The 25375-nt window shown below is 46.6% G+C and carries 21 protein-coding genes and 1 pseudogene; 17 read left to right on the forward strand and 5 right to left on the reverse strand.

Annotated elements, in window-relative coordinates; genetic code table 11:
- Positions 1–21: 21 nt before the first annotated feature.
- Positions 22–324, reverse strand: coding sequence for a YtpI family protein (locus BGM27_RS05425; protein WP_007408059.1), 303 nt, complete (start codon positions 322–324; stop codon positions 22–24).
- A 116-nt stretch (positions 325–440) separates the two neighbouring features.
- Here BGM27_RS05425 and BGM27_RS05430 point away from each other — a divergent pair, with 116 nt between their 5' ends.
- Positions 441–1382, forward strand: a complete 942-nt coding sequence (locus tag BGM27_RS05430) for a DHH family phosphoesterase (RefSeq protein WP_007408060.1) — start codon at positions 441–443, stop codon at positions 1380–1382.
- Between the two features lie 17 nt (positions 1383–1399).
- Here the strand turns inward: BGM27_RS05430 and BGM27_RS05435 are convergent, their stop codons facing one another.
- The 3 genes from BGM27_RS05435 to ytrH form a co-directional block, all read right to left on the reverse strand.
- Entirely contained in the window at positions 1400–1591 is a 192-nt protein-coding gene (locus BGM27_RS05435) for a YtzJ family protein (protein ID WP_007408061.1), read from the reverse strand.
- Between the two features lie 105 nt (positions 1592–1696).
- Positions 1697–2200 carry a sporulation membrane protein YtrI gene (ytrI, locus tag BGM27_RS05440; RefSeq protein ID WP_007408062.1) on the reverse strand — a complete coding sequence of 168 codons (504 nt, stop codon included), beginning with the start codon at positions 2198–2200 and terminating at the stop codon, positions 1697–1699.
- Positions 2197–2538, reverse strand: a complete 342-nt coding sequence (ytrH, locus tag BGM27_RS05445; protein WP_003152438.1) for a sporulation membrane protein YtrH — start codon at positions 2536–2538, stop codon at positions 2197–2199. The genes ytrI and ytrH overlap by 4 nt, the downstream gene beginning before the upstream one ends.
- A gap of 142 nt (positions 2539–2680) precedes the next feature.
- On the opposite strand from ytrH, the gene dnaE reads away from it, so the two are divergent.
- The 7 genes from dnaE (at position 2681) to BGM27_RS05480 (ending at position 12996) form a co-directional block, all read left to right on the forward strand.
- Positions 2681–6019, forward strand: coding sequence for a DNA polymerase III subunit alpha (dnaE, locus tag BGM27_RS05450; protein ID WP_007408063.1), 3339 nt, complete (start codon positions 2681–2683; stop codon positions 6017–6019).
- A 139-nt stretch (positions 6020–6158) separates the two neighbouring features.
- Complete coding sequence (ystJ, locus tag BGM27_RS05455) at positions 6159–7391, forward strand: NADP-dependent malic enzyme (RefSeq protein ID WP_007408064.1); 1233 nt, start codon at positions 6159–6161, stop codon at positions 7389–7391.
- Positions 7392–7719: 328 nt separating this feature from the next.
- Positions 7720–8592: an acetyl-CoA carboxylase, carboxyltransferase subunit beta gene (gene accD / locus BGM27_RS05460; RefSeq protein WP_007408066.1), complete on the forward strand. Its 873-nt coding sequence runs from the start codon at positions 7720–7722 to the stop codon at positions 8590–8592.
- The gene (gene accA / locus BGM27_RS05465) at positions 8577–9554 is read left to right on the forward strand and encodes an acetyl-CoA carboxylase carboxyl transferase subunit alpha (RefSeq protein ID WP_007408067.1); all 978 of its coding nucleotides are present in this window, start codon (positions 8577–8579) and stop codon (positions 9552–9554) included. The genes accD and accA overlap by 16 nt, the downstream gene beginning before the upstream one ends.
- A gap of 191 nt (positions 9555–9745) precedes the next feature.
- Positions 9746–10705, forward strand: a complete 960-nt coding sequence (gene pfkA, locus BGM27_RS05470; protein WP_007408068.1) for a 6-phosphofructokinase — start codon at positions 9746–9748, stop codon at positions 10703–10705.
- 39 nt (positions 10706–10744) lie between these two features.
- Positions 10745–12502: a pyruvate kinase gene (pyk, locus tag BGM27_RS05475; protein ID WP_007408069.1), complete on the forward strand. Its 1758-nt coding sequence runs from the start codon at positions 10745–10747 to the stop codon at positions 12500–12502.
- A 110-nt stretch (positions 12503–12612) separates the two neighbouring features.
- Positions 12613–12996 (forward strand): FxsA family protein, encoded by a 384-nt coding sequence (locus BGM27_RS05480; RefSeq protein ID WP_007408070.1) that lies wholly within the window; start codon positions 12613–12615, stop codon positions 12994–12996.
- 31 nt (positions 12997–13027) lie between these two features.
- On the opposite strand, the gene ytvI is transcribed toward BGM27_RS05480, so the two are convergent.
- Positions 13028–14143: a sporulation integral membrane protein YtvI gene (gene ytvI, locus BGM27_RS05485; protein ID WP_007408071.1), complete on the reverse strand. Its 1116-nt coding sequence runs from the start codon at positions 14141–14143 to the stop codon at positions 13028–13030.
- A 96-nt stretch (positions 14144–14239) separates the two neighbouring features.
- Here ytvI and BGM27_RS05490 point away from each other — a divergent pair, with 96 nt between their 5' ends.
- The 9 genes and pseudogenes from BGM27_RS05490 (at position 14240) to polA (ending at position 25351) form a co-directional block, all read left to right on the forward strand.
- Entirely contained in the window at positions 14240–14704 is a 465-nt protein-coding gene (locus tag BGM27_RS05490) for a DUF441 domain-containing protein (protein ID WP_007408072.1), read from the forward strand.
- Positions 14705–14784: 80 nt separating this feature from the next.
- Positions 14785–14945: pseudogene (locus BGM27_RS05495) on the forward strand (peptidoglycan-binding domain-containing protein); the annotation flags it as partial.
- Between the two features lie 162 nt (positions 14946–15107).
- Positions 15108–15518: a YjdF family protein gene (locus BGM27_RS05500; RefSeq protein WP_007408074.1), complete on the forward strand. Its 411-nt coding sequence runs from the start codon at positions 15108–15110 to the stop codon at positions 15516–15518.
- A gap of 745 nt (positions 15519–16263) precedes the next feature.
- Entirely contained in the window at positions 16264–17382 is a 1119-nt protein-coding gene (citZ, locus tag BGM27_RS05505) for a citrate synthase (RefSeq protein WP_003152453.1), read from the forward strand.
- 160 nt (positions 17383–17542) lie between these two features.
- On the forward strand, positions 17543–18814 hold the full coding sequence (gene icd / locus BGM27_RS05510; RefSeq protein ID WP_007408075.1) for an NADP-dependent isocitrate dehydrogenase: 1272 nt from the start codon (positions 17543–17545) through the stop codon (positions 18812–18814).
- 45 nt (positions 18815–18859) lie between these two features.
- A complete protein-coding gene (mdh, locus tag BGM27_RS05515) occupies positions 18860–19798 on the forward strand; it encodes a malate dehydrogenase (RefSeq protein WP_003152455.1) in 939 nt (312 codons plus the stop codon).
- A 215-nt stretch (positions 19799–20013) separates the two neighbouring features.
- Positions 20014–20733: a response regulator transcription factor gene (locus BGM27_RS05520; RefSeq protein WP_003152457.1), complete on the forward strand. Its 720-nt coding sequence runs from the start codon at positions 20014–20016 to the stop codon at positions 20731–20733.
- Positions 20726–22465, forward strand: coding sequence for a two-component system histidine kinase PnpS (pnpS, locus tag BGM27_RS05525; RefSeq protein WP_020954265.1), 1740 nt, complete (start codon positions 20726–20728; stop codon positions 22463–22465). Before BGM27_RS05520 ends, pnpS begins: the two co-directional genes overlap by 8 nt.
- A gap of 246 nt (positions 22466–22711) precedes the next feature.
- Positions 22712–25351 carry a DNA polymerase I gene (polA, locus tag BGM27_RS05530; protein ID WP_007408077.1) on the forward strand — a complete coding sequence of 880 codons (2640 nt, stop codon included), beginning with the start codon at positions 22712–22714 and terminating at the stop codon, positions 25349–25351.
- The last annotated feature ends 24 nt before the right edge of the window (positions 25352–25375 follow it).

Raw genomic sequence — 25375 nt, forward strand, 5'->3', positions numbered from 1 at the left:
ACCCGGGTCCCTTGGCATTCATTATGCGTGGTCCCTCTCCGCTTCCTTTGCATGGATGGGCTCATAATGCTTATAGGCTTTATACCCGGCCCATGCGCTGCCTGCTCCGATTAAAATGAAGACGCCGCCGATGACCAGGGTCAGGACGGAGTGAAACAGAATCATTTGGTTTACTCCGTACAAAAACACCAGCGCGCCTAATGCCATACTTGATTTAGCCGAAAAACATTCCTTCTCCAGCGCCCGTTTCGTCTGGATTCCTTTTACTTTGTAATACACGTAAAAGCAGGCAGAAAGCCCGATGAGAAAAACAAAAACCAGCATAAATGAAATCCTCCATTATATGAGTTTGCAAAACCGTTTATACCGTTGCTGAAAGATTTTCCTTTTCCATGGATAAAGAGTATGATTAAATGAATAAAAACGAAAAGGAGAAAACGATGAAATCCGAACTGATCAGAACCATATCATTATATGACACCATTATCTTACATAGACATGTGAGGCCTGACCCGGACGCCTACGGTTCACAGTGCGGCCTTACGGAAATCCTGCGGGAAACGTATCCCGAAAAAAATATTTTTGCCGTCGGACAGCCTGAGCCGTCCTTGTCTTTTTTATATTCCCTCGATAAGGTGGATGACGAAACCTATAAAGATGCTCTTGTCATCGTGTGCGACACCGCAAACCAAGGCAGGGTCGACGATCAGCGCTACCATTCCGGCGCAAAGCTCATGAAAATAGACCACCATCCAAATGAAGATCCGTATGGCGATCTGTTATGGGTCGATACGAATGCAAGCTCCGTAAGCGAAATGATCTATGAGCTGTACCTGGAAGGAAAGCAGCACGGCTGGAAACTGAATACGAAAGCAGCTGAGCTGATCTACGCGGGTATCGTCGGTGATACGGGGCGCTTCTTATTCCCGAACACCACAAAAAAGACATTAAAATACGCGGGAGAGCTCATTGAGTTCCCATTTTCATCGTCAGAGCTGTTCAATCAATTGTATGAAACAAAATTAAATGTGGTGAAGCTTAACGGCTTTATTTATCAAAATGTGTCACTGTCTGAAAACGGCGTCGCTTCCGTGTTCATTAAAAAAGACATTTTGGAGACATATGGAACCACCGCTTCTGAAGCGTCGCAGCTTGTCGGAACACTCGGAAATATTTCGGGTATCCGCGCTTGGGTGTTTTTCGTAGAAGAAGACGATCAAATCAGAGTCCGGTTCCGTTCAAAAGGTCCGGTCATCAACGGAATTGCCCGGAAATACAATGGCGGCGGACATCCGCTTGCGGCCGGCGCATCCATCTTCAGCTGGGATGAAACCGATCAGATTCTTGCTGATCTGGAAGAGGTATGTAACGAACACAAGTAGAGGGGAGACCCTCTTTCTTAGTGTTCATCTGTCACGGGGATGAACCAGCAGCCGAAATCAGTCAGGTCTTCGTAGACGCGGAGATTACAGATTTGGAGTTCTTTTTTTATGAGGGAAGCGAGTGTGTCTGTTTCTGCATATGCGGAATAGCCTTGTCTGATTCGGGCTGCATGATCTTTTGCCAAGCGTCGTTCACTAAAAACCTCCATTTTCCCTTCCTCCCTTCAGAATCATTGAAAATGTCTCATCTACAGTTTATAAAAAAGCGGAGAAAAAAGCGACAGATCTATGGAAAATTTTTAAAAATGACATAATTACGTCGCAAAAGAAATATGAATTTCGACAGACAATCTCGTATAAATCGTCAGTTCCTTTACTTCAGCTTTAAATTCCTTCTCATTTATGGTGTATATTTTGTTTTCGATCGTCCGTTTTAAAAGCTCCTTTGTTTTATACACGCTTTCAATATCTTTTGTGATGACTTCAGAAATATTATCTTTCACTTGTTCCTCAAATTTCATCTTGTCAGGCTGGGCGATTCTGTATTTTTCCCCATTGATCAGCTTCACATCAACACTTTGGATGAGAAGTCTTTGCTTATTATCCTCATTTAATTTATGAAGATCCTTCTGATAGATGGAGATTTGGTTTTTTAAATCCCGCGCGTGCTCACGCTGCTTTTCAATTAACGTCACTTGTTCTTCCTGAAACGTTCCGTATGTAAACAGAAAGAACAGCCAGCTGACGATGGCTCCGCACATCATTCCCGCGAAAAAACGCTGCCATCCCGGTTTTTTATAATACTCGGGAATTCTCATGATGACATATTCTCCTGGGTCAGCCATGAAATGATCAGCCAGCCGGTCTGCGCGCCGCCCATTGCTGAAATAATTAAAAGAAGCTGTTTGAAGATGTCGCGCGTGTTGCCTTCGAACAGCCCCCGCTCGAAACTGTATACCGCGTCAAATGTTCCCCCGATGGCCGCGACAAGCGCCCAGATCTTCAGTCTGTTCGCCAATTTTGTGATCGCCGTCAGCGGAGGCTCGCCTGATAAATAAGCTCCGAGGCCGCCGATCAGCGCGCCGCCGAGCAACACACCGAGGGCGATAAAATAACTGCTGATGAAATTCGCCATAAATCCGGCTTCCTGATCCATATATACACCACCTCACTTTTCTATCATATTGAGCGAAACGGACAAGTATGATGATGAGTCAAAAAAGAACATTTGTTTCTTAAGAAAACCCGTCTTATAATGTAGAAAGGCAAAATGAACGTATGGGAAAGGAGTGGCGGCATTGTCTTTTGTTCACCTGCAAGTACATAGCGGCTACAGTCTGTTAAACAGCGCCGCTTCTGTAAAAGAGCTTGTTACACAAGCGAAGGAACTCGGATATTCATCATTGGCGCTGACGGACGAAAATGTGATGTACGGCGCCATTGAGTTTTATAAAGCATGCAAATCAAACGGAATGAAGCCGATTATCGGTCTGACGGCTTCTATATACACGGACGATACGGAGCTTGAAGCACACCCGCTCATTCTTTTAGCAGAGACAAACACCGGATATCAGAACCTGGTGAAAATCTCAAGTGCGCTGCAATCCATGGCAAAGGGCGGCATGAAGCGAAAATGGATGAAGAGCTATCATGAGGGGCTGATCGCCATTACGCCCGGTGAAAACGGCTACATTGAAAGCCTGCTTCAAGCCGGGAAGTTTGAAGAAGCGGTCCGGGCTGCCGAAGGATTCCGGGAGCTGTTCGGAGACGGCCGTTTTTATTTAGGGTACCAGCCGTTTAAAGGACATGAGACGTTATCAGAAGAGATTCTCCGCCTGTCAGCCGAGACGGAAATCGCTGTCTGCGCTGCGGGGGATGTCCGATATATCAAGAAAGAAGATCAAGATGCGTACCGCTGTCTGTGCGCTATTAAAGCCGGAGAGAAGTGGGAGGATCAGAGCGGGAATCTGCCGGACTTATACTTGAGGACGCCTGAAGAAATGGCAGAGCTTTACACGCAGCATCCGGAAGCGATTGAAGCAGCCGCGCGTATCGCCCGGCAATGCCGGGTCGATGTCAGCCTCGGACAGACACAGCTTCCGTCTTTTCCGGCGCCGGACGGCAAATCAGCTGATGACTATTTAGCGGAGATCTGTCATGAGGGGCTGCGCCTCCGTTTCGGCACTCCTGATGAGCGCGCTGTCCGCCGGCTTGAATATGAGCTGGACGTCATCAGGCGCATGAAATTCAGTGATTATTTTCTCATCGTATGGGACTTTATGAAGTACGCGCATGAAAAGGGCATTGTGACAGGCCCGGGAAGGGGGTCCGCGGCAGGCTCGCTTGTCGCTTACTCCCTTTTCATTACCGACGTGGATCCGCTTAAACATTCTCTGCTGTTTGAGAGATTTCTTAATCCCGAGCGGATCAGCATGCCGGATATTGATATCGATTTCCCTGATACGAGAAGGGATGAGGTCATTCAGTATGTACAAAATAAGTACGGGGCCATGCACGTCGCCCAGATTATCACCTTCGGGACATTGGCCGCAAAGGCGGCGTTAAGGGATACCGGGAGAGTGTTCGGAATCAGCCCGAAAGAAGCCGACCAGCTTGCCCGCCTGATTCCGTCAAAACCGGGAATGACGCTTGAGGAAGCGAGGCGGCAGTCCGCTCAGCTGAACAGGAGGCTGTCCGAATCCGCCGTTCTTCATAAAGTGTTTCAGATCGCAAGGAAAATTGAAGGTCTTCCGCGGCACACGTCAACACACGCGGCGGGGGTCGTTCTCAGTAAAGAGCCGCTTTCGGAAGTTGTCCCTCTTCAAGAGGGGCATGACGGCGTGTATTTAACGCAGTATGCGATGGATCACTTGGAAGATCTCGGTCTTTTAAAAATGGACTTTTTAGGTTTGCGCAACCTGACGCTTATTGAATCCATTAAAACGATGATTGAAAAAGAGACGAATACGAAAATTGATTTTTCCGAGATTTCTTATCAGGATGAAAAAACGTTCTCACTATTGTCAAACGGTGATACGACGGGTATTTTCCAGCTGGAATCATCAGGAATGAGAAACGTGCTGAAGCGCCTGAAGCCGTCAAGACTGGAAGACATTGTCGCGGTTAACGCGCTTTACAGGCCGGGACCGATGGAAAATATTCCGTTATTTATCGATCGGAAGCACGGGCGGGCGCGTGTGGAAGTGCCGCACGAGGACGTACGAAATATTCTCAGTGACACTTACGGCGTCATCGTCTATCAAGAGCAGATTATGATGATCGCCTCGCGCATGGCAGGGTTTTCATTAGGTGAAGCGGATCTGCTCAGACGGGCTGTCAGCAAAAAGCAAAAGGACATTCTGGACAGAGAGCGAAGCCATTTTGTTGAAGGGTGCTTAAAAAAGGAGTATTCTGTAGTCACTGCAAACGAGGTCTACGATCTGATTGTAAAATTCGCTAACTACGGATTCAACAGAAGCCATGCTGTCGCATACAGCATGATCGGCTATCAGCTCGCCTATTTAAAAGCGCATTATCCGTTATATTTTATGTGCGGGCTGTTGACGAGCGTCATCGGCAATGAGGACAAAATATCGCAATATCTGCATGAAGCGAAGGGGAGCGGGATTCAAGTCCTTCCGCCGTCAATAAACAAAAGCGGTTTTCCGTTTGCGCCGGAAAACGGAGCCGTCAGATACAGTTTGCGGGCCGTTAAAAACGTAGGCGTCTCGGCAGTGAAAGATATTTATAAAGCAAGAACACATAAACCGTTCGAGGATCTTTTCGATTTCTGCTTTCGCGTACCTGCAAAAAGCGTGAATCGGAAAACCATCGAAGCCCTTATATTTTCTGGCGCCATGGACGAATTCAATCAAAATCGCGCCGCCTTGCTGGCCTCCGTTGATGTGGCTTTAGAGCACGCTGAACTTTTTCGTGCAGACGATGACCAAATGGGATTGTTTTTGGAAGAATCGTTCTCCATTAAGCCAAAATATGTAGAGGCTGAGGAATTTCCGCTCGTGGACAAGCTTCGGTTCGAAAAAGAAGCTCTCGGTGTTTATTTCTCAAGCCATCCTTTGTCTGCTTTCAGGGATCTCCTGAAAAAACGGGGGGCGAAAGCGATCACAGCAGCGCGGCAGATGCCGAAGGGGCAGCTGTCAATCGGCGCTTTGCTCGCGGGCATTAAAACGATTCGGACAAAGACAGGTCAGCATATGGCGTTTCTCACATTAAGCGATGAAACGGGAGAAATGGAAGCCGTCGTGTTTCCTGACCAATATAGAAGGCTGTCTCCGCTGTTAGAAGAAGGCGCGCTTTTATTCGCCGCCGGAAAAATGGAAGAGCGTCAGGAGAAGACACAATTCATCATGTCATCCGCCTCTCTTCTTGAGCAGACGGAGGCAGACAGAGCGCCGTCTGTTTACATCAAAATCGAAGGCAGCCGGCACAATCAGGAGTTTTTGGAAAAGATGAAGCGTATTTTACTGGAGCATAAAGGGGAAACCGGCGTTTATCTATATTATGAAAAAGACAAGCAGACGATCAGGCTGCCGGATACTTTTCATATTCAGGCGGACCATCAGGCGTTATACCGTTTAAAAGAGCTGCTGGGCCGCGAAAACGTCGTGTTAAAATAGTGGTAACAATAATCGTTTTGTTATACAATTGAAACAATTGTGCTATCTTATTTAAAGATTCTGAAATTTTTCACCTCCAGCGATTGTACCAGTCTATGCGGCAGAATATGTAACAAAGTACTTAAAAGGAGTGTTTAGAATGTCATTAAGAGAAGAAGCGTTACATTTACACAAAGTAAATCAAGGAAAGCTGGAATCAAAAGCAAAGGTAGAAGTCAGAAACGCAGACGACTTAAGCCTTGCATACTCTCCCGGAGTAGCTGAGCCTTGTAAAGAGATTTATGACGATAAAAACAAAGTATATGATTATACAATGAAGGGGAACATGGTAGCAGTCGTAACAGACGGATCAGCCGTTCTCGGACTCGGTAATATCGGGCCTGAAGCTTCACTTCCGGTCATGGAAGGGAAAGCGGTGCTGTTCAAAAGTTTCGCGGGTGTGGATGCATTCCCGATCGCGCTTGACACAAACGATGTGGACAAAATCATTGACACTGTGAAGCTGCTTGCACCGACATTCGGCGGAGTCAACCTTGAAGATATTGCGGCGCCGAACTGCTTCATTATCGAAGAGCGCCTGAAAAAAGAAACAAACATTCCGGTTTTCCACGATGATCAGCACGGCACTGCCATCGTAACCGTTGCCGGACTTGTAAACGCGCTGAAATTATCAGGAAAATCCATGTCATCCATTAAAGTTGTGGCAAACGGAGCGGGAGCGGCAGGCATCGCGATCATCAAGCTTCTTTACCATTTCGGCGTACGCAACATCGTAATGTGCGACTCTAAAGGGGCGATTTACGAAGGGCGTCCGGCCGGCATGAACGCAGTGAAAAACGAAGTGGCGAAGTTTACAAACCAAGACCGCAACGACGGTTCGCTTCAGGATGTCATTAAAGATGCAGACGTCTTTATCGGCGTATCAGTCGAAGGCGCGCTGACGAAAGAAATGGTGGAAAGCATGGCGAAAGATCCGATTATCTTCGCAATGGCCAACCCGAATCCGGAAATCATGCCTGAAGACGCGCGCGCAGCCGGCGCAAGCGTAATCGGAACAGGCCGTTCTGATTTCCCGAACCAGGTCAACAATGTTCTGGCATTCCCTGGAATTTTCCGCGGGGCGCTTGACGTTCGCGCGACTCACATCAACGAAGAAATGAAAATTGCTGCGGTTGAAGCGATTGCTTCCCTTGTTTCAGAGGAAGAATTAAGCGCTGATTATGTCATCCCGGCTCCATTTGACAAACGTGTGGCTCCTGCCGTTGCGAAAGCTGTTGCGAAAGCAGCGATGGAAACGGGCGTCGCCAGAATTACGGTCGATCCTGAGGAAGTGGCTGAAAAAACAAGACAGCTCACGGTTATCGGCGAATAATAACACAAAAATGAAATGGCAGCGCGTTGGAAAAAAACAACGCGCTGCTGTTCAATATACGGACTGCTGGCATTTTTTTAAGGGCAGGTCTTAAAAAAATTTCAGCAGAATCCTTATTTCTTTTGAAAACGCTGACAGATAAGGCTGAACAACGCTTTTTACGGTATGAAATCCGTCCGTTTCCGTCTGTTTTGCAGCAAAAAATGTCGAATGGAGGATGACACCGTTTGACAAAAAAAGTACAATAGTTTCGGTAAAGTTATTATTAAGTCTATCTAATCGGAAGACATGCAGTGAAGAGAACCCTTCACAAAAGGGAGGTAATCATTTGTTAAAGGATATATTCACAAAAAAGAAAAAATATGCTTCCGTGCCGTCTGAGCAGGCAAAACATGATGTTCCGGAAGGCATTATGACAAAGTGCTCCAAATGTAAAAAAATCATGCTCACAAAAGAGTTAGATAAAAACCTGCGCGTCTGCATGAACTGCGGGCACCATTTCCCGATGAATGCAAAGCAGCGCATTGAAAGCCTCCTGGATGAAGAGTCATTCGAAGAATTCAACCAGGGAATGATATCTGAAAACCCGCTCGGTTTCCCGGAATACTTAGAAAAAATCGAAAAAGACCGTGAGAAAACATCGCTGAATGAAGCGGTGGTTACCGGAAAAGGAACCATCAGCGGATTCCCGGCCGTGATCGCGATCATGGATTCAACATTCCGAATGGGCAGCATGGGTTCGGTTGTCGGCGAAAAAATCACGCTTGCAATTGAAAAAGCAAAAGAGGAAAAAGTCCCGTTTATCATCTTTACCGCTTCAGGCGGCGCACGTATGCAGGAGGGGGTCTTAAGCCTTATGCAAATGGCCAAGACAAGCTCTGCATTAAAACTGTTCAGTGAGGAGCAGGGACTGATTATTTCTGTCATGACCCATCCGACGACAGGCGGCGTATCGGCCAGTTTCGCGTCTCTCGGTGATTATAATTTCGCTGAACCGGGCGCCTTGATCGGATTTGCCGGAAGACGTATTATTGAACAGACGATCGGGGAAAAACTGCCGGAAGATTTCCAGACGGCGGAATTTTTATTAAAGCACGGCCAGCTTGATGCGGTGATTCACCGAAACGACATGAAAGACAAACTCGCATTTCTGCTGGACATGCACCAAACAGGAGGTGAGCATGAGTGGCTGCAAGATTAGAATTTGAAAAACCAGTGATTGAACTGCAGACGAAAATCGCCGAACTGAAAAAATTCACCCAAGATTCGGAGATGGATTTAAGCGCTGAAATCGCAAGGCTTGAAGACCGGCTCAGCAAGCTTCAGGATGAGATTTATAAAAACCTGAAGCCGTGGGACAGAGTGCAGATCGCACGCCTTCCCGACCGGCCGACGACGCTTGATTACATTCAATACCTGTTTACCGACTTTTTTGAGTGCCACGGAGACAGAACATACGGAGATGATGCGGCGATTGTCGGCGGAGTCGCCAAATATCACGGCATGCCGGTCACCGTTATCGGACATCAGCGCGGAAAAGACACGAAAGAAAACCTTGTCCGCAATTTCGGGATGCCTCACCCTGAGGGCTACCGCAAAGCGCTTCGTCTCATGAAGCAGGCGGATAAGTTCAACCGCCCGATTATCTGCTTCATCGACACGAAGGGAGCGTACCCGGGTAAAGCGGCGGAGGAGCGGGGACAAAGTGAAGCCATCGCCAAGAACCTGTTCGAGATGGCCGGCCTGACAGTGCCTGTCGTTTGTATCGTCATCGGGGAAGGCGGCAGCGGAGGCGCGCTTGCGTTAGGTGTGGGCAACCGCATGCTGATGCTTGAGAACTCGACGTATTCCGTTATTTCTCCTGAAGGAGCCGCATCCATTTTGTGGAAAGACTCCAGCCTTGCGAAAAAAGCGGCCGAAACCATGAAGATTACTGCGCCCGATTTATTAGAATTAGGAATTATTGATGATATGATTAAAGAAGTGAAGGGCGGAGCTCACCATGATATCAAGCAGCAGGCGGGCTACATTGACGGTATACTTAAAGAAACGTTAAAATCTCTTCTTCAATTGAACGCCGAAGAATTGATCTCACAGCGATATGAAAAATATAAAGCAATCGGGAAAGTTTCGGTTGAGGATCAATATATCGGGGTAAACTGAATAGACGTGAAGCCTATGGCTCACGTTTATTTTTTGTGATTTTTGTGATATTCCTTAAATTTTATTTAAAAACAATTTATTTAATTGTATAATAGGTAAGGTTTCATGGGAGCTCAGGCGTCCCTTTTCATTGTTTTAGGGCAATGATCATGATATGTTTAACATATATATGTTGCTGAGGTGAATAGGAAATGAAGCGTATAGGAGTTTTAACGAGCGGCGGGGATTCCCCGGGTATGAACGCTGCGGTGCGCGCGGTTGTGCGGAAAGCTATCTACCACGACGTCGAAGTGTACGGAATTTATAACGGTTATTCAGGATTAATCAGCGGAAAAATAGAGAAACTGGAGCTTGGTTCGGTCGGTGACATCATCCACCGCGGCGGAACAAAGCTGTATACGGCCAGATGTCCTGAATTCAAAACAGTTGAAGGCCGTGAAAAAGGAATCGAAAATTTAAAGAAACTCGGCATTGAAGGTCTTGTCGTCATCGGCGGAGACGGTTCATACATGGGTGCGAAAAAATTAACGGAACACGGGTTTCCGTGTGTAGGTGTACCGGGTACGATAGATAATGACATCCCGGGAACTGATTTTACGATCGGATTTGATACGGCGTTAAACACCGTAATTGATGCGATTGATAAAATCCGTGACACCGCTACGTCTCATGAGCGTACATACGTTATTGAAGTGATGGGGCGCCATGCGGGCGACATTGCTTTATGGGCAGGTCTTGCAGGCGGAGCGGAATCAATTTTAATTCCTGAAGCGGACTACGATATGCAGGAAATTATCGGCCGTTTGAAGAGAGGGCACGACCGCGGCAAAAAACACAGTATCATCATCGTTGCAGAAGGGGTAGGCAGCGGGGTTGAATTCGGAAAACGCATCGAAGAAGAAACGAACCTTGAAACACGGGTATCCGTTTTAGGGCACATCCAGCGCGGCGGATCTCCAAGCGCTTCTGACCGGGTTCTTGCAAGCCGCCTCGGCGCTTACGCGGTTGAGCTTCTGCTTAAAGGAAAAGGCGGACGCTGCGTAGGTATACAAAACAACAAGCTTGTAGACCATGATATTATAGAAATTTTAGAATCAAAACATACTGTTGAACCAAACATGTATCAGCTTTCAAAAGAACTGTCTATTTAAGGCGGAAGAAGCTGAAGATTTCAGAAGGAAGTGAACGAGTTGAAAAAAACAAAAATCGTTTGTACAATCGGTCCGGCCAGTGAAAGTGTAGAAATGCTGACAAAATTGATGGAAGCGGGTATGAACGTTGCTCGTCTGAATTTTTCACACGGTGATTTCGAAGAGCACGGCGCAAGAATCAAAAACATCAGAGAAGCAAGCAAAAAGCTCGGCAAAAACGTGGGGATTCTCCTCGATACGAAAGGTCCGGAAATCCGCACGCACGATATGGAAAACGGCGCGCTTGAGCTTCAGGCGGGAAATGAAATTATCGTTTCTACGAAACAGGTGCTGGGAACGCTTGAAAAATTCTCAGTTTCTTATGAAGGCCTGGCAGACGACGTGTCAGCAGGGTCTATCATCCTGTTGGATGACGGTTTAATCGGATTGGAAGTGCTAGAATCAAATCCGGAAAAACACGAAATCAAAACAAAAATCTTAAACAGCGGCACGCTGAAAAATAAAAAAGGCGTAAACGTTCCCGGCGTCAGCGTCAACCTTCCCGGAATTACTGAAAAAGACGCCAAAGACATCGTATTCGGTATCGAGCAAGGCGTTGATTTCATCGCTGCGTCATTTGTACGCCGTTCTACGGATGTCCTTGAAATCCGCGAACTGCTTGAAGAGCATAACGCGTCTGACATTCAAATCATTCCTAAGATCGAGAACCAGGAAGGCGTGGACAACCTGGACGCGATCCTGGAAGTATCTGACGGCTTAATGGTAGCGCGCGGAGACCTCGGCGTAGAGATTCCGGCCGAAGAAGTGCCGCTCGTGCAAAAAGAAATGATCAAAAAATGCAACGCGCTCGGCAAACCGGTTATTACTGCGACACAAATGCTTGACAGCATGCAGCGCAACCCTCGTCCGACACGTGCTGAAGCAAGTGACGTTGCCAACGCCATTTTCGACGGCACAGACGCTATCATGCTTTCCGGTGAGACGGCTGCGGGACAATATCCTGTCGAGGCGGTTCAAACAATGTTTAACATCGCCACACGCACGGAAGAATCTCTGAACTACAAAGAAATTCTGTCTAAACGCAGAGATCAGGTCGGCATGACGATTACCGATGCGATCGGCCAATCAGTTGCGCACACGGCGATCAATCTGAGTGCGGCAGCTATCGTTACCCCTACAGAAAGCGGCCATACGGCGCGTATGATCGCGAAATACCGTCCGCAGGCTCCGATTGTAGCCGTTACGGTTAATGAGTCTGTATCACGCAAACTCGGCCTTGTATTCGGTGTATTCCCGGCAAGCGGCCAAAACGCGAATTCAACCGATGAAATGCTTGAAGACGCGGTTCAAAAATCACTTGACAGCGGCATCGTGAAACGCGGTGATCTGATTGTCATTACAGCAGGTTCTGTCGGTGAATCAGGCACGACGAATCTGATGAAAGTCCACACTGTCGGCAGCGTTATCGCGAAAGGGCAAGGCATCGGACGCAAATCTGCATTCGGTCCGGTCGTTGTTGCAAAAAATGCGAAAGAAGCTGAACAAAAAATGACAGACGGCGCAGTATTGGTTGCTTCAAGCACTGACCGCGACATGATCGCTTCACTTGAAAAAGCATCAGCGCTCATCACTGAAGAAGGCGGTCTGACAAGCCATGCAGCCGTTGTCGGTTTAAGCTTGGGCATTCCGGTTATCGTCGGTCTGGAGAACGCAACTTCAGTTTTAACAGAAGGACAGGTTATCACAGTTGACGCTGCCCGCGGCGCTGTGTATGAAGGCCGCGCCAGCGTTCTTTAAACAGCTTTAAAAAAGAGAGGGGGGTTCTCCCTTCTCTTTTGTCTTTAGGTTGATTTTCCTATTCCCATGCGGGCGGTGACGCGCTTTTAGAAGGGCAGGAGGGCAGAAAAATGAGAGTGTTATTCTTACTGTTTATCGTGTGTCCGGCAATTGAAATCGGTTTGTTTCTGCTGGCGGGAAAATGGCTCGGTATTTTTCCGACCTTCCTTCTCATCATTTTGGCAGGCGTGTTAGGCGCCTTGGTGGCAAAAAGACAGGGAACCGATGTGTATCATCGGGTGATGCGCGACCTGCAGCACGGCAAAATGCCGGGGGAAGCGCTTCTTGACGGAATATGCGTCTTTTTTGGAGGCCTGCTTTTGATGCTTCCGGGTTTTCTGTCCGATATTGCAGGGGCCTGTCTTCTGATTCCGTTCACTCGGAACCGCATGAAGCCGCTTTTGTTCAAATGGCTGAGAGGAATGTCAAAAAACAAGCGGATCATTATCAAATAAAAACGGCAGCCTTCTTACAGGGCTGCTGTTTTTATTTGGACTGAACAGTAATATAGGCCCATATTTCTTTTAAAGCGCCCGTTGTGATAAAGGCCTGAATGAAAACGAGCAGCGCGGGCCCCGCAGCCAGTCCTAAAATTCCGAACAATTTAAAGCCGGCAAACAGAGCGATTAAGGTCGCAAGCGGATCAAGTCCGATTGACTTGCTTAAAATTTTCGGCTCCGTCAGCTGGCGCTGGATAAGAACCACAATATATAAAACACCGAGACCGATCGCTTGAGGAAGCTGACCGGCAATGGCCAAATACATAATCCAGGGAACAAAGACCGACCCGGCGCCGAGATACGGGAGCAGGTCCACCAGGCCGATAAAAAAGGCGATGGTTGCCGCATGCTCAATCCCTAAAAGAAAAAGTCCGATAAAGACAATGATCATCGTGAAAAGTATGAGCACGGCCTGCGCCTTAATGAAACCTGCCATCGCTTTTTTCAGCTCTCCCGATACGGCCTTGGCGTTTGCCGAAACCCGTTCCGGAAGAATGGAATAAAGCAGCGCCTTCAGCTTATGCCAGTCCTTTGTCATAAAAAAAGTCGCCAGCATTGCGAAAATGAAGACGGCAGCTGTATTGGGAAGGAAGGCAATCCATTTCGGCACCAGCTCCAAAAGATGTGAAAGCATCAGCCCCGCATTTTTAGCGGCTGTATCACCGAGGGTCTGAATATGCGTCACGATGGATGCCTGCTGATTGGTTTCAAGCCCGTTAAATAAGACGGTCAGCTCGTGGTACAATGGCTGAATGCGGGAAGTGAACAGCTCTTCGCAATACGTCATAAAGGCGCTGATATGGGGAGGGAGCGTTTTGGCCAGATAGGCGGTTCCCGAAATGATTTCCGCAACGAGAAATGTCGCCGCGCCGAGAAGAATAAGCAAAAAGAAGACCAGGACAATGACTGTATTGACTGACCGGGGCAGCCCCGTCAGTTTGTCCAGCCAGTCAACAACGGGAATGATCGCTGATGACAGAATAAGGGCGATCAGAAACGGATAAGTTAACGGAAATGAGGCGTAACCGGCCGCTAAAGCGCCGCCGGCCGCAGCGAGTACAAACAGCGCGCGGAAAAAAACAGTTGCATAGTGCGGATTCACATCGATCCTCCTCTCGATGGCACGTCCTATTACATTAGTTTATTCGTCAAAAAAAAGGATATGAATACAGATATGATGAAAGAGGGTGCTTTCAGGATGTTTACACAAGCGAATTTATTTTTACTATTATTGCTGGCCATCGCATTGATAGCCAAAAATCAGTCATTGCTTTTTGCCGTCGGCTTTCTCATTGTGATAAAAGCTGTCGGTCTTGATCAGAAACTATTTCCGGTTATTCAGTCAAAAGGCATCAACTGGGGGGTCACCGTCATTACAATCGCCGTTTTAGTGCCGATTGCCACAGGTGATATCGGTTTTAAACAGCTCGGAGAAGCGATGAAATCATATTATGCGTGGATCGCTCTCGGTGCCGGGATCGCGGTTGCCTTAATCGCCAAAAACGGTCTCACCTTATTGGAAAACGACCCTCATATTACAACGGCGCTGGTCATCGGCACGATACTTGCCGTCGCGCTTTTCGGAGGCGTCGCCGTAGGCCCGTTAATCGGCGCCGGAATCGCCTACTTGGCCATGCAAATCGTTAAAATATTCACTTCGTAAAGTAAAAAAGCGGCGTAAAGCTGCTTTTTTTGTGGAGAAAATTAGAGTTTGCACTTGCGCATTTTGTAGTTCAGACAAATGCCATTTACATTATTCCGATGAATGAAGCGGCTTACCATGTAACAAAGAGCTTCGGGATTGACGGCGCACATGGAGCGAAAACAGCGATTGCAGTAGATTAAAAGCTGATGGGATTTATGGGCCTGATACCAAAGCAAAACTTGAAGTGTTGTTAAAATAAGCGGAGACCCTTTCCTTCAATTTGAAAGTTTGTTAAATTTATAATGAGAATGAAAAAACACAATTCGGTTGGTAGTCCGGATGCATGATTTAAAATGTCAGTAACCTTCCCCTCCTCGGGATGTCCATCATTCTTCAGTAAATTTAGGAGGAGGGAATCGTTATGAAATTAACGGTTTACTACGATGGTCAGCTTTGGGTAGGAGTCATTGAAGTTGTGAATGACGGGAAATTAAGAGCAATTCGTCATTTGTTTGGACAAGAGCCAAAGGATTCAGAAATAATGCATTTTGTTAATAATCAACTTTTACAGACTCTCTCCCACACTGAACAAGAAGGGGTTTGTGTTAAAGCAAAATCTAAGAAATTAAACCCAAAAAGATTGCAACGACAAGCTTCTAAAGAGATGAAAAATATCGGGATATCAACTAAGGCACAAAAAGCGATAAAACAGGAGCTTGAAGCAAGAAAAGAAAAGAAAAAACAACTGAATAGAAAACAAAGAGAAAAAATAAAGGAACAAAAATATTTAATCAGAAAACAAAAAGCAAAAGAAAAGCATAGGGGAAAATAGTTGGAGAGCCCGATGAAGCCCTTCGATTGAAAAGTTGAGCGGCATCAGTTAGTTTCTTCGGACTGATTTAGAGAAAAAGAAGTATAAGTCAGAGCCCTTCTCGAGATGAGGAGGGTTTTTCTGCCATTTATTTAAATTCACTTATATCAGTAAATGAGTCAGTTTCAATTGATGAACGGTTTGATGAGGATATTTACAGCCCGAAAACAGCGCAAATGCAGTCAAACGATTCCAGTCCATGTGCGTGGAGCCAACTAAAACCAAGACATGGATTTCTGAAGCTGATCCGAACATTGATTCAGTCGAGTAAACAAAATAACCCTCTTCTCCGGTAAAGAAGGGGGTTAAATTTGCGGTGAAGTTGTCGCGCCTGTCCTTTTAAAGTCTCCTCCAAAACTCCCCCAAGTGAAAACATGAGAATACATGGTTTTACAAAGCGCCTGAAAGCAAGCGATTAAATTTATCAACGCAAAACCTTGATATATAGGGCTTTTAAAACATTTTTAGTTAAAAGTCTACAAATTAATCAGATTATTGTTTATAATAAGAATAGGCTTAAACTTAAATAAGCTTATAAGAATTTGTTATGTTCCTCTATAAGCATATCGGTTATGTAACCGCAATCAGTGAAATGTAAGCATTTTCTTGAAGGGGAAAGGGATTGTTTGCATGACTCATTTTAAGTAAGCCGTATGTTTTATATACTCTTTAAAGGGGAATTTTGATTGAAAAGGAGAGGTTGAATATGACAGCAACACGCGGTCTTGAAGGGGTTGTAGCAACAACATCATCTGTAAGCTCTATTATCGACGATACCCTTACATATGTAGGGTACGATATTGACGACTTGACAGAGAATGCAAGTTTTGAAGAAATCATTTATTTGCTGTGGCATCTGCGCCTGCCGAATAAAACGGAACTTGCTGAACTGAAAAAACAGCTTGCGAAAGAAGCTGCCGTTCCACAAGAAATCATTGAGCACTTCAAATCATATCCCCTCAATAACGTACATCCAATGGCTGCGCTCCGGACGGCGATTTCATTACTCGGTCTGACTGACAGTGAAGCCGATGTTATGAATCCGGAAGCGAACTACAGAAAAGCCATCCGTCTGCAGGCGAAAGTGCCGGGCATTGTCGCCGCTTTCTCAAGAATCCGCAAAGGACTTGATCCTGTTGAACCGAAGGAAGAGTACGGAATCGCGGAGAACTTCCTTTACACCTTAAACGGTGAAGAGCCTTCTCCGATCGAAGTGGAAGCGTTTAACAAAGCGCTCATTCTTCATGCGGATCATGAGCTGAACGCATCAACATTTACGGCGAGAGTATGTGTCGCCACCTTATCTGATATTTACTCAGGCATCACTGCCGCCATCGGCGCTTTAAAAGGACCGCTTCACGGCGGAGCCAATGAAGCCGTCATGAAAATGCTGACAGAAATCGGCGAAGTGGAAAACGCCGAGCCTTATATCCGCAGCAAAATGGAGAAAAAGGAAAAAGTAATGGGCTTCGGACACCGTGTGTATAAGCATGGAGACCCGCGCGCCAAACACTTAAAAGAAATGAGCAAACGCCTGACGAATCTGACGGGGGAAAGCAAATGGTATGAGATGTCAATCCGTGTCGAAGAAATCGTGACGTCGGAGAAAAAACTCCCGCCTAACGTTGATTTCTATTCCGCATCTGTATACCACAGTCTCGGCATTGATCACGATCTGTTCACGCCGATCTTTGCGGTCAGCAGAATGTCAGGATGGATCGCCCATATTCTTGAACAGTACGATAACAACCGCCTCATCCGCCCGCGCGCTGATTACACGGGTCCGGATAAGCAGACTTTTGTTCCGATTGATGAAAGAGCCTGATCAAACGGGAGGCTGGTGATTTTCATGTCGTTAGCCTCTTGTTAATCAAGCCCGGATTGGTTTACAATTTTGATAGAATCTTGAGAAAAGTCATTTTATTTTCTATACAAGAAAAATAAAATGTTTTCTAAATATGAATTACATACTGGGAGGTAATATTGTGTCACAAGGTGAAAAAATTACAGTCTCTAATGGAGTATTAAACGTACCAAATAATCCGATTATCCCGTTTATTGAAGGCGACGGCACAGGCCCTGATATTTGGAACGCCGCTTCTAAAGTATTGGAAGCCGCTGTTGAAAAAGCATATAAAGGCGAGAAAAAAATCACGTGGAAAGAAGTTTATGCCGGTGAAAAGGCTTATAATAAAACAGGTGAGTGGCTTCCTGCCGAAACGCTGGAAGACATCAGAGAGTACTTCATCGCCATCAAGGGTCCTCTGACGACACCGGTCGGCGGCGGTATCCGTTCTCTGAACGTGGCGCTCAGACAGGAGCTTGATTTGTTTACGTGCCTGCGCCCTGTCAGATATTTCACGGGAGTGCCTTCTCCGGTCAAACGACCTGAAGATACGGATATGGTCATTTTCCGCGAGAATACGGAAGATATTTATGCCGGAATTGAGTATGCGAAAGGTTCTGAAGAGGTTGAAAAGCTGATCAGCTTCCTGCAAAATGAAATGGGTGTTAACAAAATCCGTTTCCCTGAAACGTCAGGAATCGGCATCAAACCTGTTTCTGAAGAAGGCACAAGCCGCTTAGTCAGAGCTGCCATTGAGTATGCGATCGAAAACGGCCGTAAGTCTGTCACGCTTGTCCACAAAGGAAACATCATGAAGTTCACTGAAGGGGCATTTAAAAACTGGGGCTACGAGCTTGCCGAAAGAGAATACGGAGATAAAGTATTCACTTGGGCAGAATATGACCGCATTGTCGAAAAAGACGGAAAAGAAGCGGCTGATAAAGCGCAGAGCGACGCGGAAGCGGCAGGAAAAATCATCGTCAAAGACAGCATCGCTGATATTTTCCTTCAGCAGATCTTAACCCGTCCGAGCGAATTCGACGTCGTGGCGACAATGAACTTAAACGGAGACTATATCTCTGATGCGCTTGCCGCTCAGGTAGGCGGAATCGGAATCGCGCCGGGAGCGAACATCAACTATGAAACAGGGCATGCGATTTTCGAAGCGACTCACGGAACGGCTCCTAAATATGCCGGCCTTGACAAAGTCAACCCGTCATCCGTCATCCTTTCAGGAGTGCTTCTTCTTGAACACCTGAACTGGAATGAGGCTGCTGACTTGATCATTAAATCTATGGAAAAAACGATTGCTTCAAAAGTAGTAACGTACGATTTTGCTAGATTAATGGACGGCGCAACTGAAGTGAAATGTTCAGAGTTTGGTGAAGAGCTAATCAAAAACATGGACTGAACCTAAAGCAGACTTCTAATGAAGCCAAAAAAGGAGAAGAGAATCATGGGAAAAACACGCAGTAAAGTTTCTGTTATCGGAGCAGGATTTACGGGAGCGACAACAGCCTTTCTTACAGCTCAAAAAGAGCTTGCGGACGTTGTGCTCGTTGATATTCCGCAATTAGAAAACCCGACAAAAGGAAAAGCGCTAGACATGCTCGAAGCAAGTCCGGTCCAAGGATTTGACGCGAAAATCACAGGCACGTCCAACTACGAGGACACAGCCGGTTCTGATATCGTCGTCATCACAGCCGGAATTGCGAGAAAACCGGGCATGAGCCGTGATGATCTCGTATCTACAAACGAAAAAATCATGAGAAGCGTCACACGTGAGATCGTGAAATATTCTCCTGACTGCATTATCGTTGTATTGACAAACCCTGTTGATGCGATGACATATGCGGTGTACAAAGAATCAGGCTTCCCGAAAGAACGCGTCATCGGACAATCCGGAGTGCTTGACACTGCACGATTCAGAACATTCGTCGCTGAAGAATTAAACCTGTCTGTAAAAGATGTGACCGGTTTTGTTCTTGGCGGACACGGTGACGACATGGTTCCTCTCGTCCGTTATTCCTATGCGGGCGGCATTCCGCTTGAAACGCTTATCCCGAAAGACCGTCTTGATGCGATTGTAGAACGTACAAGAAAAGGCGGCGGGGAAATCGTCAACCTTCTCGGCAACGGAAGCGCCTACTACGCGCCTGCTGCATCACTGACTGAAATGGTAGAAGCCATTTTGAAAGATCAGCGCCGCGTGCTTCCGACCATCGCTTACTTAGAAGGCGAATACGGTCATGAAGGCATTTACTTAGGCGTACCGACGATTATCGGAGGAAACGGCCTAGAGCAAATCATCGAGCTTGAACTGACAGACTATGAAAAAGCGCAGCTGAGTAAATCAGTTGAATCTGTCAAAAATGTGATGAAAGTATTGTCATAAGAAAAAAGGGAAGGCTTCCGAATCAGAAGCCTTCCTCTTTTTACAATTAATGAAAGCGTTTTCTTTTTCCCTGAGCGATCCTTTCTCTGAAAATGATCAAAAAGGCGAATTGTCTGAACGGGCAGTATTGGATAAAATGAAATCATAAAGTGATATGCAGCACATAAAATAGAGAAAATTGGATGTCGGGGAAAATAGACAGCGGAGGGCGCAGCATGAACAAAAAAATTTTAGTTGTAGATGATGAACAATCTATCGTTACTCTTTTACAGTATAATCTGGAACGGTCCGGCTATGATGTCATTACCGCATCAGACGGAGAAGAGGCTCTGGAGCTGGCAGAGAATGAAAATCCGGATTTAATCGTACTGGATGTCATGCTGCCGAAAGTGGACGGAATCGACGTCTGTAAGCAGCTCAGACAGCAGAAAATGATGGTCCCGATCTTGATGCTGACAGCAAAAGATGAGGAGTTTGATAAAGTGCTGGGACTGGAGCTCGGAGCGGATGATTACATGACAAAGCCGTTCAGTCCGCGGGAAGTCACTGCGCGGGTGAAAGCCATTTTAAGAAGGGCTGACATTTCTTCGCTGTCACAAGGCAGAGAAGAGGAAAAGGACGGGCAGATCCTCATCGGCGAGCTGAAAATTCTTCCGGAGCATTACGAAGCGTACTTCAAGTCAGAACAGCTGGAATTGACGCCTAAAGAATTTGAACTGCTTCTGTATTTGGGAAAACATAAGGGAAGAGTGCTGACGAGAGATCTTCTGCTGAGCGCGGTCTGGAACTATGATTTTGCCGGGGACACCCGGATTGTTGACGTTCATATCAGTCATCTGCGCGACAAAATCGAATCAAACACCAAAAAACCCATCTATATTAAAACAATCAGAGGTTTGGGGTATAAACTGGAGGAGCCAAAAATGAATGAATAAAGTCCGTGTGCGTCTGTTCGCTTTACTCGTTGTATGTATCATATTGGTTTTCAGTGTTCTCGGCCTTTTTTTACAGCAGCTTATTTCTTCATCCGCTGAAGAAAGAACGGCGGATCAGCTGAAAAAGGAATCGGTATACATAGCGGGCCTTCTTGACGCCGGCAGAATCGGCAATAAAAGCAATGAAACGGTAATCCGTGACGCCGGCCGCACCCTCGGTATAAACGTCGCCGTGCTCAACGAGAAGGGTGACGCCGTATACCATTCCGGCAGTCGTGCTGATGATTCAGCCGTAAAGGAGTTCATTTCTCACAATAAAAGTGAGGAAGCCGTACAGTCGAAAAGCAAAGTCATCCGCGGCACTGCCGTAAAAAATGACGCCGGGAAAATTGCGGGGTATGTACTCGTTTCCTCTGAGATCAACGGCGGTTCAAGCGTTACCGGAGAAATGTGGGGCATGCTGGCAGCAAGTCTTTGTACCGCTTTTATCATTATCGTTTTCTTTTATACAAACATGACGTCCCGTTACAAAAAATCAATCGACGCCGCGACAAAAGTGGCGACGGAGCTGTCCAAGGGGAATTATGACGCCCGCTCCTACAGCGGTTACGCAAGGCGGTCGGACCGTCTCGGGCGTGCGATGAACAGCCTGGCGGTCGATTTAATGGAAATGACGAGAACGCAGGATATGCAGCGCGATCGTCTGTTAACCGTCATTGAAAATATCGGATCCGGTTTGATTTTAATAGACGGGAGAGGTTTTATCAATCTCGTGAACCGGTCATACACGAAGCAGTTTCATACAAAGCCTGAACGTCTGCTTCGGCGCCTTTACCATGATGCGTTTGAACATGAGGAGATCATTCGGCTTGTCGAAGACATTTTTATGACGGAGACGAAAAAATGCCAGCTGCTCAGACTTCCCATCAACATTGAGCGGCGCTACTTTGAAGTTGACGGCGTTCCGATCATGGGCCCTGACGATGAATGGAAGGGCATCGTCCTCGTCTTTCACGATATGACGGAAATTAAAAAATTGGAGCAGATGAGAAAGGACTTCGTCGCCAATGTCTCCCATGAACTGAAAACACCGATCACCTCGATTAAAGGCTTTACGGAAACACTGTTAGACGGAGCGATGAAAGACGAAAAGGCGCTTTCAGACTTTCTGTCTATCATTCTGAAAGAAAGTGAGCGGCTCCAATCTCTCGTGCAGGATTTACTGGATTTATCCAAGATGGAGCAGCAAAACTTTACGATGCGCGTAGAGTCCTTTGACGCCGCAAAAATCCTCCATGAAATCGAAGCCCTTTTACAGCATAAGGCTGAGGAAAAAGGCATCAGTTTTCAGCTCGATCTTCCGGAGGAGCCGATTTTTGTGATGGGTGATGTGCACAGGCTGAAGCAGGTATTCCTGAATCTGGCGAACAACGCTTTAACCTACACGCCTGAAAAAGGGACGGTGGCGATTTCGGTAAATGTGAAAGAAACCGCTGTCGATATCAAAGTGTCCGATACGGGAATCGGCATTCAGAAGGAAGAGATTCCGCGGATATTTGAGAGATTCTACCGCGTGGATAAAGACAGAAGCCGCAACTCGGGAGGAACCGGGCTCGGTCTTGCCATCGTAAAGCACTTAATAGAAGCCCATGAAGGTAAAATCGAGGTCACAAGCGAGCCGGGACAGGGGACTGTATTTACCGTGACGCTGAAGCGGCAGCCGGAAGCGTGATCAGCTTTACAAAGGATTAACAATTTCTTCATGACCTGTTAAACCTATCTTGTTAGGATGTAACAGAACCCCTTCATCCAAGGAGCCAATTTTGACGGCGGGAACGTGTTTTCTTGTTCCCGTCCTTTTTTGCGTTTTCACGGGGTTCGCTCATTTTCCTTTCAAATTGAACTTTGTTAAAATAAGAGAAGCTGTGAGATTAAAAAATAGAGGAATGACGAGCTTTTGCTCTTAGGAGGATATTGAATGACGGAACGAAAAAAATTAGTGCTTGTCGACGGAAACAGTCTGGCGTACCGAGCGTTTTTTGCATTGCCGCTTTTAAGCAATGAAAAAGGCATCCATACAAATGCCGTATACGGGTTTGCGATGATTTTAATGAAAATGCTGGAAGATGAAAAGCCGACCCACATGCTGGTGGCTTTTGATGCGGGGAAAACCACTTTCCGCCACAGCACGTTTAAAGAATATAAAGGCGGAAGACAAAAAACGCCGCCGGAGCTTTCAGAACAGATGCCGTTCATCCGCGAGCTCCTTGATGCCTATAACATCAGCCGCTACGAGCTTCCTGAATATGAAGCGGACGATATTATCGGCACCCTTGCTGTATCTGCTGAAAAAGAAGGCTTCGAAGTAAAGGTAGTTTCGGGGGACAAGGACTTAACCCAGCTTGCAACCGGGAAAACGACCGTTGCCATTACGAGAAAAGGCATTACTGACGTGGAAGATTACACGCCGGAGCACGTGCAAGAAAAGTACGGTCTGACCCCTTTGCAAATCATTGATATGAAGGGATTAATGGGGGATTCATCCGATAACATACCGGGCGTCCCCGGCGTCGGAGAAAAAACCGCGATTAAGCTCTTAAAGCAGTTCCATTCGGTTGAGAAACTGCTTGATTCCATTGATGAAGTCAGCGGAAAAAAATTAAAAGAAAAGCTTGAAGAATACAAGGAACAAGCCCTGATGAGCAAAGAGCTGGCGACGATTATGACAAATGCGCCGATTGAAGTCAAGCCCGAAGATTTAGGTTACCAAGGGTTTGACCGTGAACAAGTTGTTGCCATTTTTAAAGACCTGGGTTTTAATACGCTTCTTGAGCGGCTCGGTGAAGAAAGCGGGGAAACGGCGGAAGAAAATTTTGAAGACATCAATGTCGAAACGGCAGAAGAAATCACCGAAGATATGCTCGTTTCGCCGTCCGCTTTGGTCGTCGAACAAATCGGTGATAACTATCACGAAGAACCGATCCTCGGCTTTTCCATCGTGAATGAAACAGGTCTTTATTATATTCCGAAAGAAATCGCCATTCAGTCTGAAGCTTTTAAATCTTGGGCTGAAGATGAATCGATGAAAAAGTGGGTGTTCGACAGCAAACGTTCCGTCGTCGCTTTGCGCTGGCAGGGAATTGAGCTGAAGGGAACGGAATTTGACGCGCTTCTTGCTGCCTACATTATAAACCCGGGCAATTCGTACGACGATGTCGCGAGCGTAGCGAAAGAATACGGGCTGAATATCGTTTCAAAAGATGAAGCGGTATACGGAAAAGGCGCAAAGCGCGCCGTTCCGGCTGAAAAAGAGCTTGCCGATCATCTCGCGCGGAAAGCGTCTGCTGTTAACAGCCTCCGTGACAAACTGCTCGACGCTTTGGAAGAAAATAATCAGCTTGAATTATATGAAGATCTCGAACTCCCGCTTGCGCTTATTCTCGGAGAAATGGAATCAATGGGCGTCAAAGTGGATGTTGAAAGACTGAAGCGAATGGGCGAAGAGCTTAAGGCGAAGCTGAAAGAATATGAAGAAAAAATCCATGACATCGCCGGTGAGCCGTTTAACATCAATTCACCAAAACAGCTCGGCGTCATTCTGTTTGAAAAGCTCGGCCTGCCGCCAGTAAAGAAAACAAAAACAGGCTATTCCACTTCAGCTGATGTGCTTGAGAAGCTCGCAGACAAACATGATATCGTCGCGCACATTCTGCAATACAGACAAATCGGCAAGCTTCAATCGACTTATATAGAAGGGCTGCTGAAGGTCACGCGCAAGGATTCTCATAAGGTGCATACACGATTCAATCAGGCGTTGACTCAAACCGGACGCCTCAGCTCAACGGATCCGAACCTGCAAAATATTCCGATCCGGCTGGAGGAAGGGCGGAAAATCCGTCAGGCTTTCGTACCGTCCGAACCGGACTGGCTTATTTTCGCCGCCGATTATTCACAAATTGAATTAAGGGTGCTTGCGCATATTTCAAAAGATGAAAATCTGATCGAAGCGTTTACGAATGACATGGACATTCACACAAAAACCGCCATGGACGTATTTCATGTCAGTGAAGATGAAGTGACACAAGCGATGCGCCGCCAGGCAAAGGCCGTCAATTTCGGCATTGTTTACGGCATCAGTGATTACGGGCTGTCACAAAACCTCGGCATCACCCGGAAAGAAGCGGGCGCTTTTATAGACCGCTATTTGGAGAGCTTCCCGGGCGTCAAGGCGTATATGGAAGAGTCGGTGCAGGAAGCGAAGCAAAAAGGATATGTCACGACACTTATGCAGCGCCGCCGCTATATTCCTGAGCTGACCAGCCGCAACTTCAACCTGCGGAGCTTTGCGGAACGGACGGCCATGAATACGCCGATTCAGGGAAGCGCCGCCGATATTATTAAAAAAGCCATGATTGACATGGCAGCTGAGCTGAAAGAAAAAAACCTGAAGGCGCGACTGCTGCTTCAGGTGCACGATGAATTGATTTTTGAAGCGCCTAAGGAAGAAATTGAAATATTAGAGAAGCTGGTTCCTGAAGTGATGGAGCATGCTTTGGCATTAGACGTGCCGCTGAAGGCGGATTATGCTTCAGGGCCGTCTTGGTACGATGCAAAATAAACAGAGAAAAAGGAAGTGATGATT

It is taken from the genome of Bacillus sp. FJAT-27001 (genome assembly GCF_019039175.1).
Lineage (GTDB): Bacteria > Bacillota > Bacilli > Bacillales > Bacillaceae > Bacillus > Bacillus velezensis.

What these genes read in the sequence shown, in the direction of transcription:
- BGM27_RS05435 (WP_007408061.1), bottom strand. Translation starts at nt 1,591, where the DNA reads ATGGAGGTTTTTAGTGAACGACGCTTGGCAAAAGATCATGCAGCCCGA.
- BGM27_RS05430 (WP_007408060.1), top strand. Translation starts at nt 441, where the DNA reads ATGAAATCCGAACTGATCAGAACCATATCATTATATGACACCATTATC.
- BGM27_RS05425 (WP_007408059.1), bottom strand. Translation starts at nt 324, where the DNA reads ATGCTGGTTTTTGTTTTTCTCATCGGGCTTTCTGCCTGCTTTTACGTG.
- mdh (WP_003152455.1), top strand. Translation starts at nt 18,860, where the DNA reads ATGGGAAAAACACGCAGTAAAGTTTCTGTTATCGGAGCAGGATTTACG.
- BGM27_RS05520 (WP_003152457.1), top strand. Translation starts at nt 20,014, where the DNA reads ATGAACAAAAAAATTTTAGTTGTAGATGATGAACAATCTATCGTTACT.
- ystJ (WP_007408064.1), top strand. Translation starts at nt 6,159, where the DNA reads ATGTCATTAAGAGAAGAAGCGTTACATTTACACAAAGTAAATCAAGGA.
- ytrH (WP_003152438.1), bottom strand. Translation starts at nt 2,538, where the DNA reads ATGGATCAGGAAGCCGGATTTATGGCGAATTTCATCAGCAGTTATTTT.
- citZ (WP_003152453.1), top strand. Translation starts at nt 16,264, where the DNA reads ATGACAGCAACACGCGGTCTTGAAGGGGTTGTAGCAACAACATCATCT.
- BGM27_RS05490 (WP_007408072.1), top strand. Translation starts at nt 14,240, where the DNA reads ATGTTTACACAAGCGAATTTATTTTTACTATTATTGCTGGCCATCGCA.
- pnpS (WP_020954265.1), top strand. Translation starts at nt 20,726, where the DNA reads ATGAATAAAGTCCGTGTGCGTCTGTTCGCTTTACTCGTTGTATGTATC.
- BGM27_RS05480 (WP_007408070.1), top strand. Translation starts at nt 12,613, where the DNA reads ATGAGAGTGTTATTCTTACTGTTTATCGTGTGTCCGGCAATTGAAATC.
- ytrI (WP_007408062.1), bottom strand. Translation starts at nt 2,200, where the DNA reads ATGAGAATTCCCGAGTATTATAAAAAACCGGGATGGCAGCGTTTTTTC.
- pfkA (WP_007408068.1), top strand. Translation starts at nt 9,746, where the DNA reads ATGAAGCGTATAGGAGTTTTAACGAGCGGCGGGGATTCCCCGGGTATG.
- BGM27_RS05500 (WP_007408074.1), top strand. Translation starts at nt 15,108, where the DNA reads ATGAAATTAACGGTTTACTACGATGGTCAGCTTTGGGTAGGAGTCATT.
- polA (WP_007408077.1), top strand. Translation starts at nt 22,712, where the DNA reads ATGACGGAACGAAAAAAATTAGTGCTTGTCGACGGAAACAGTCTGGCG.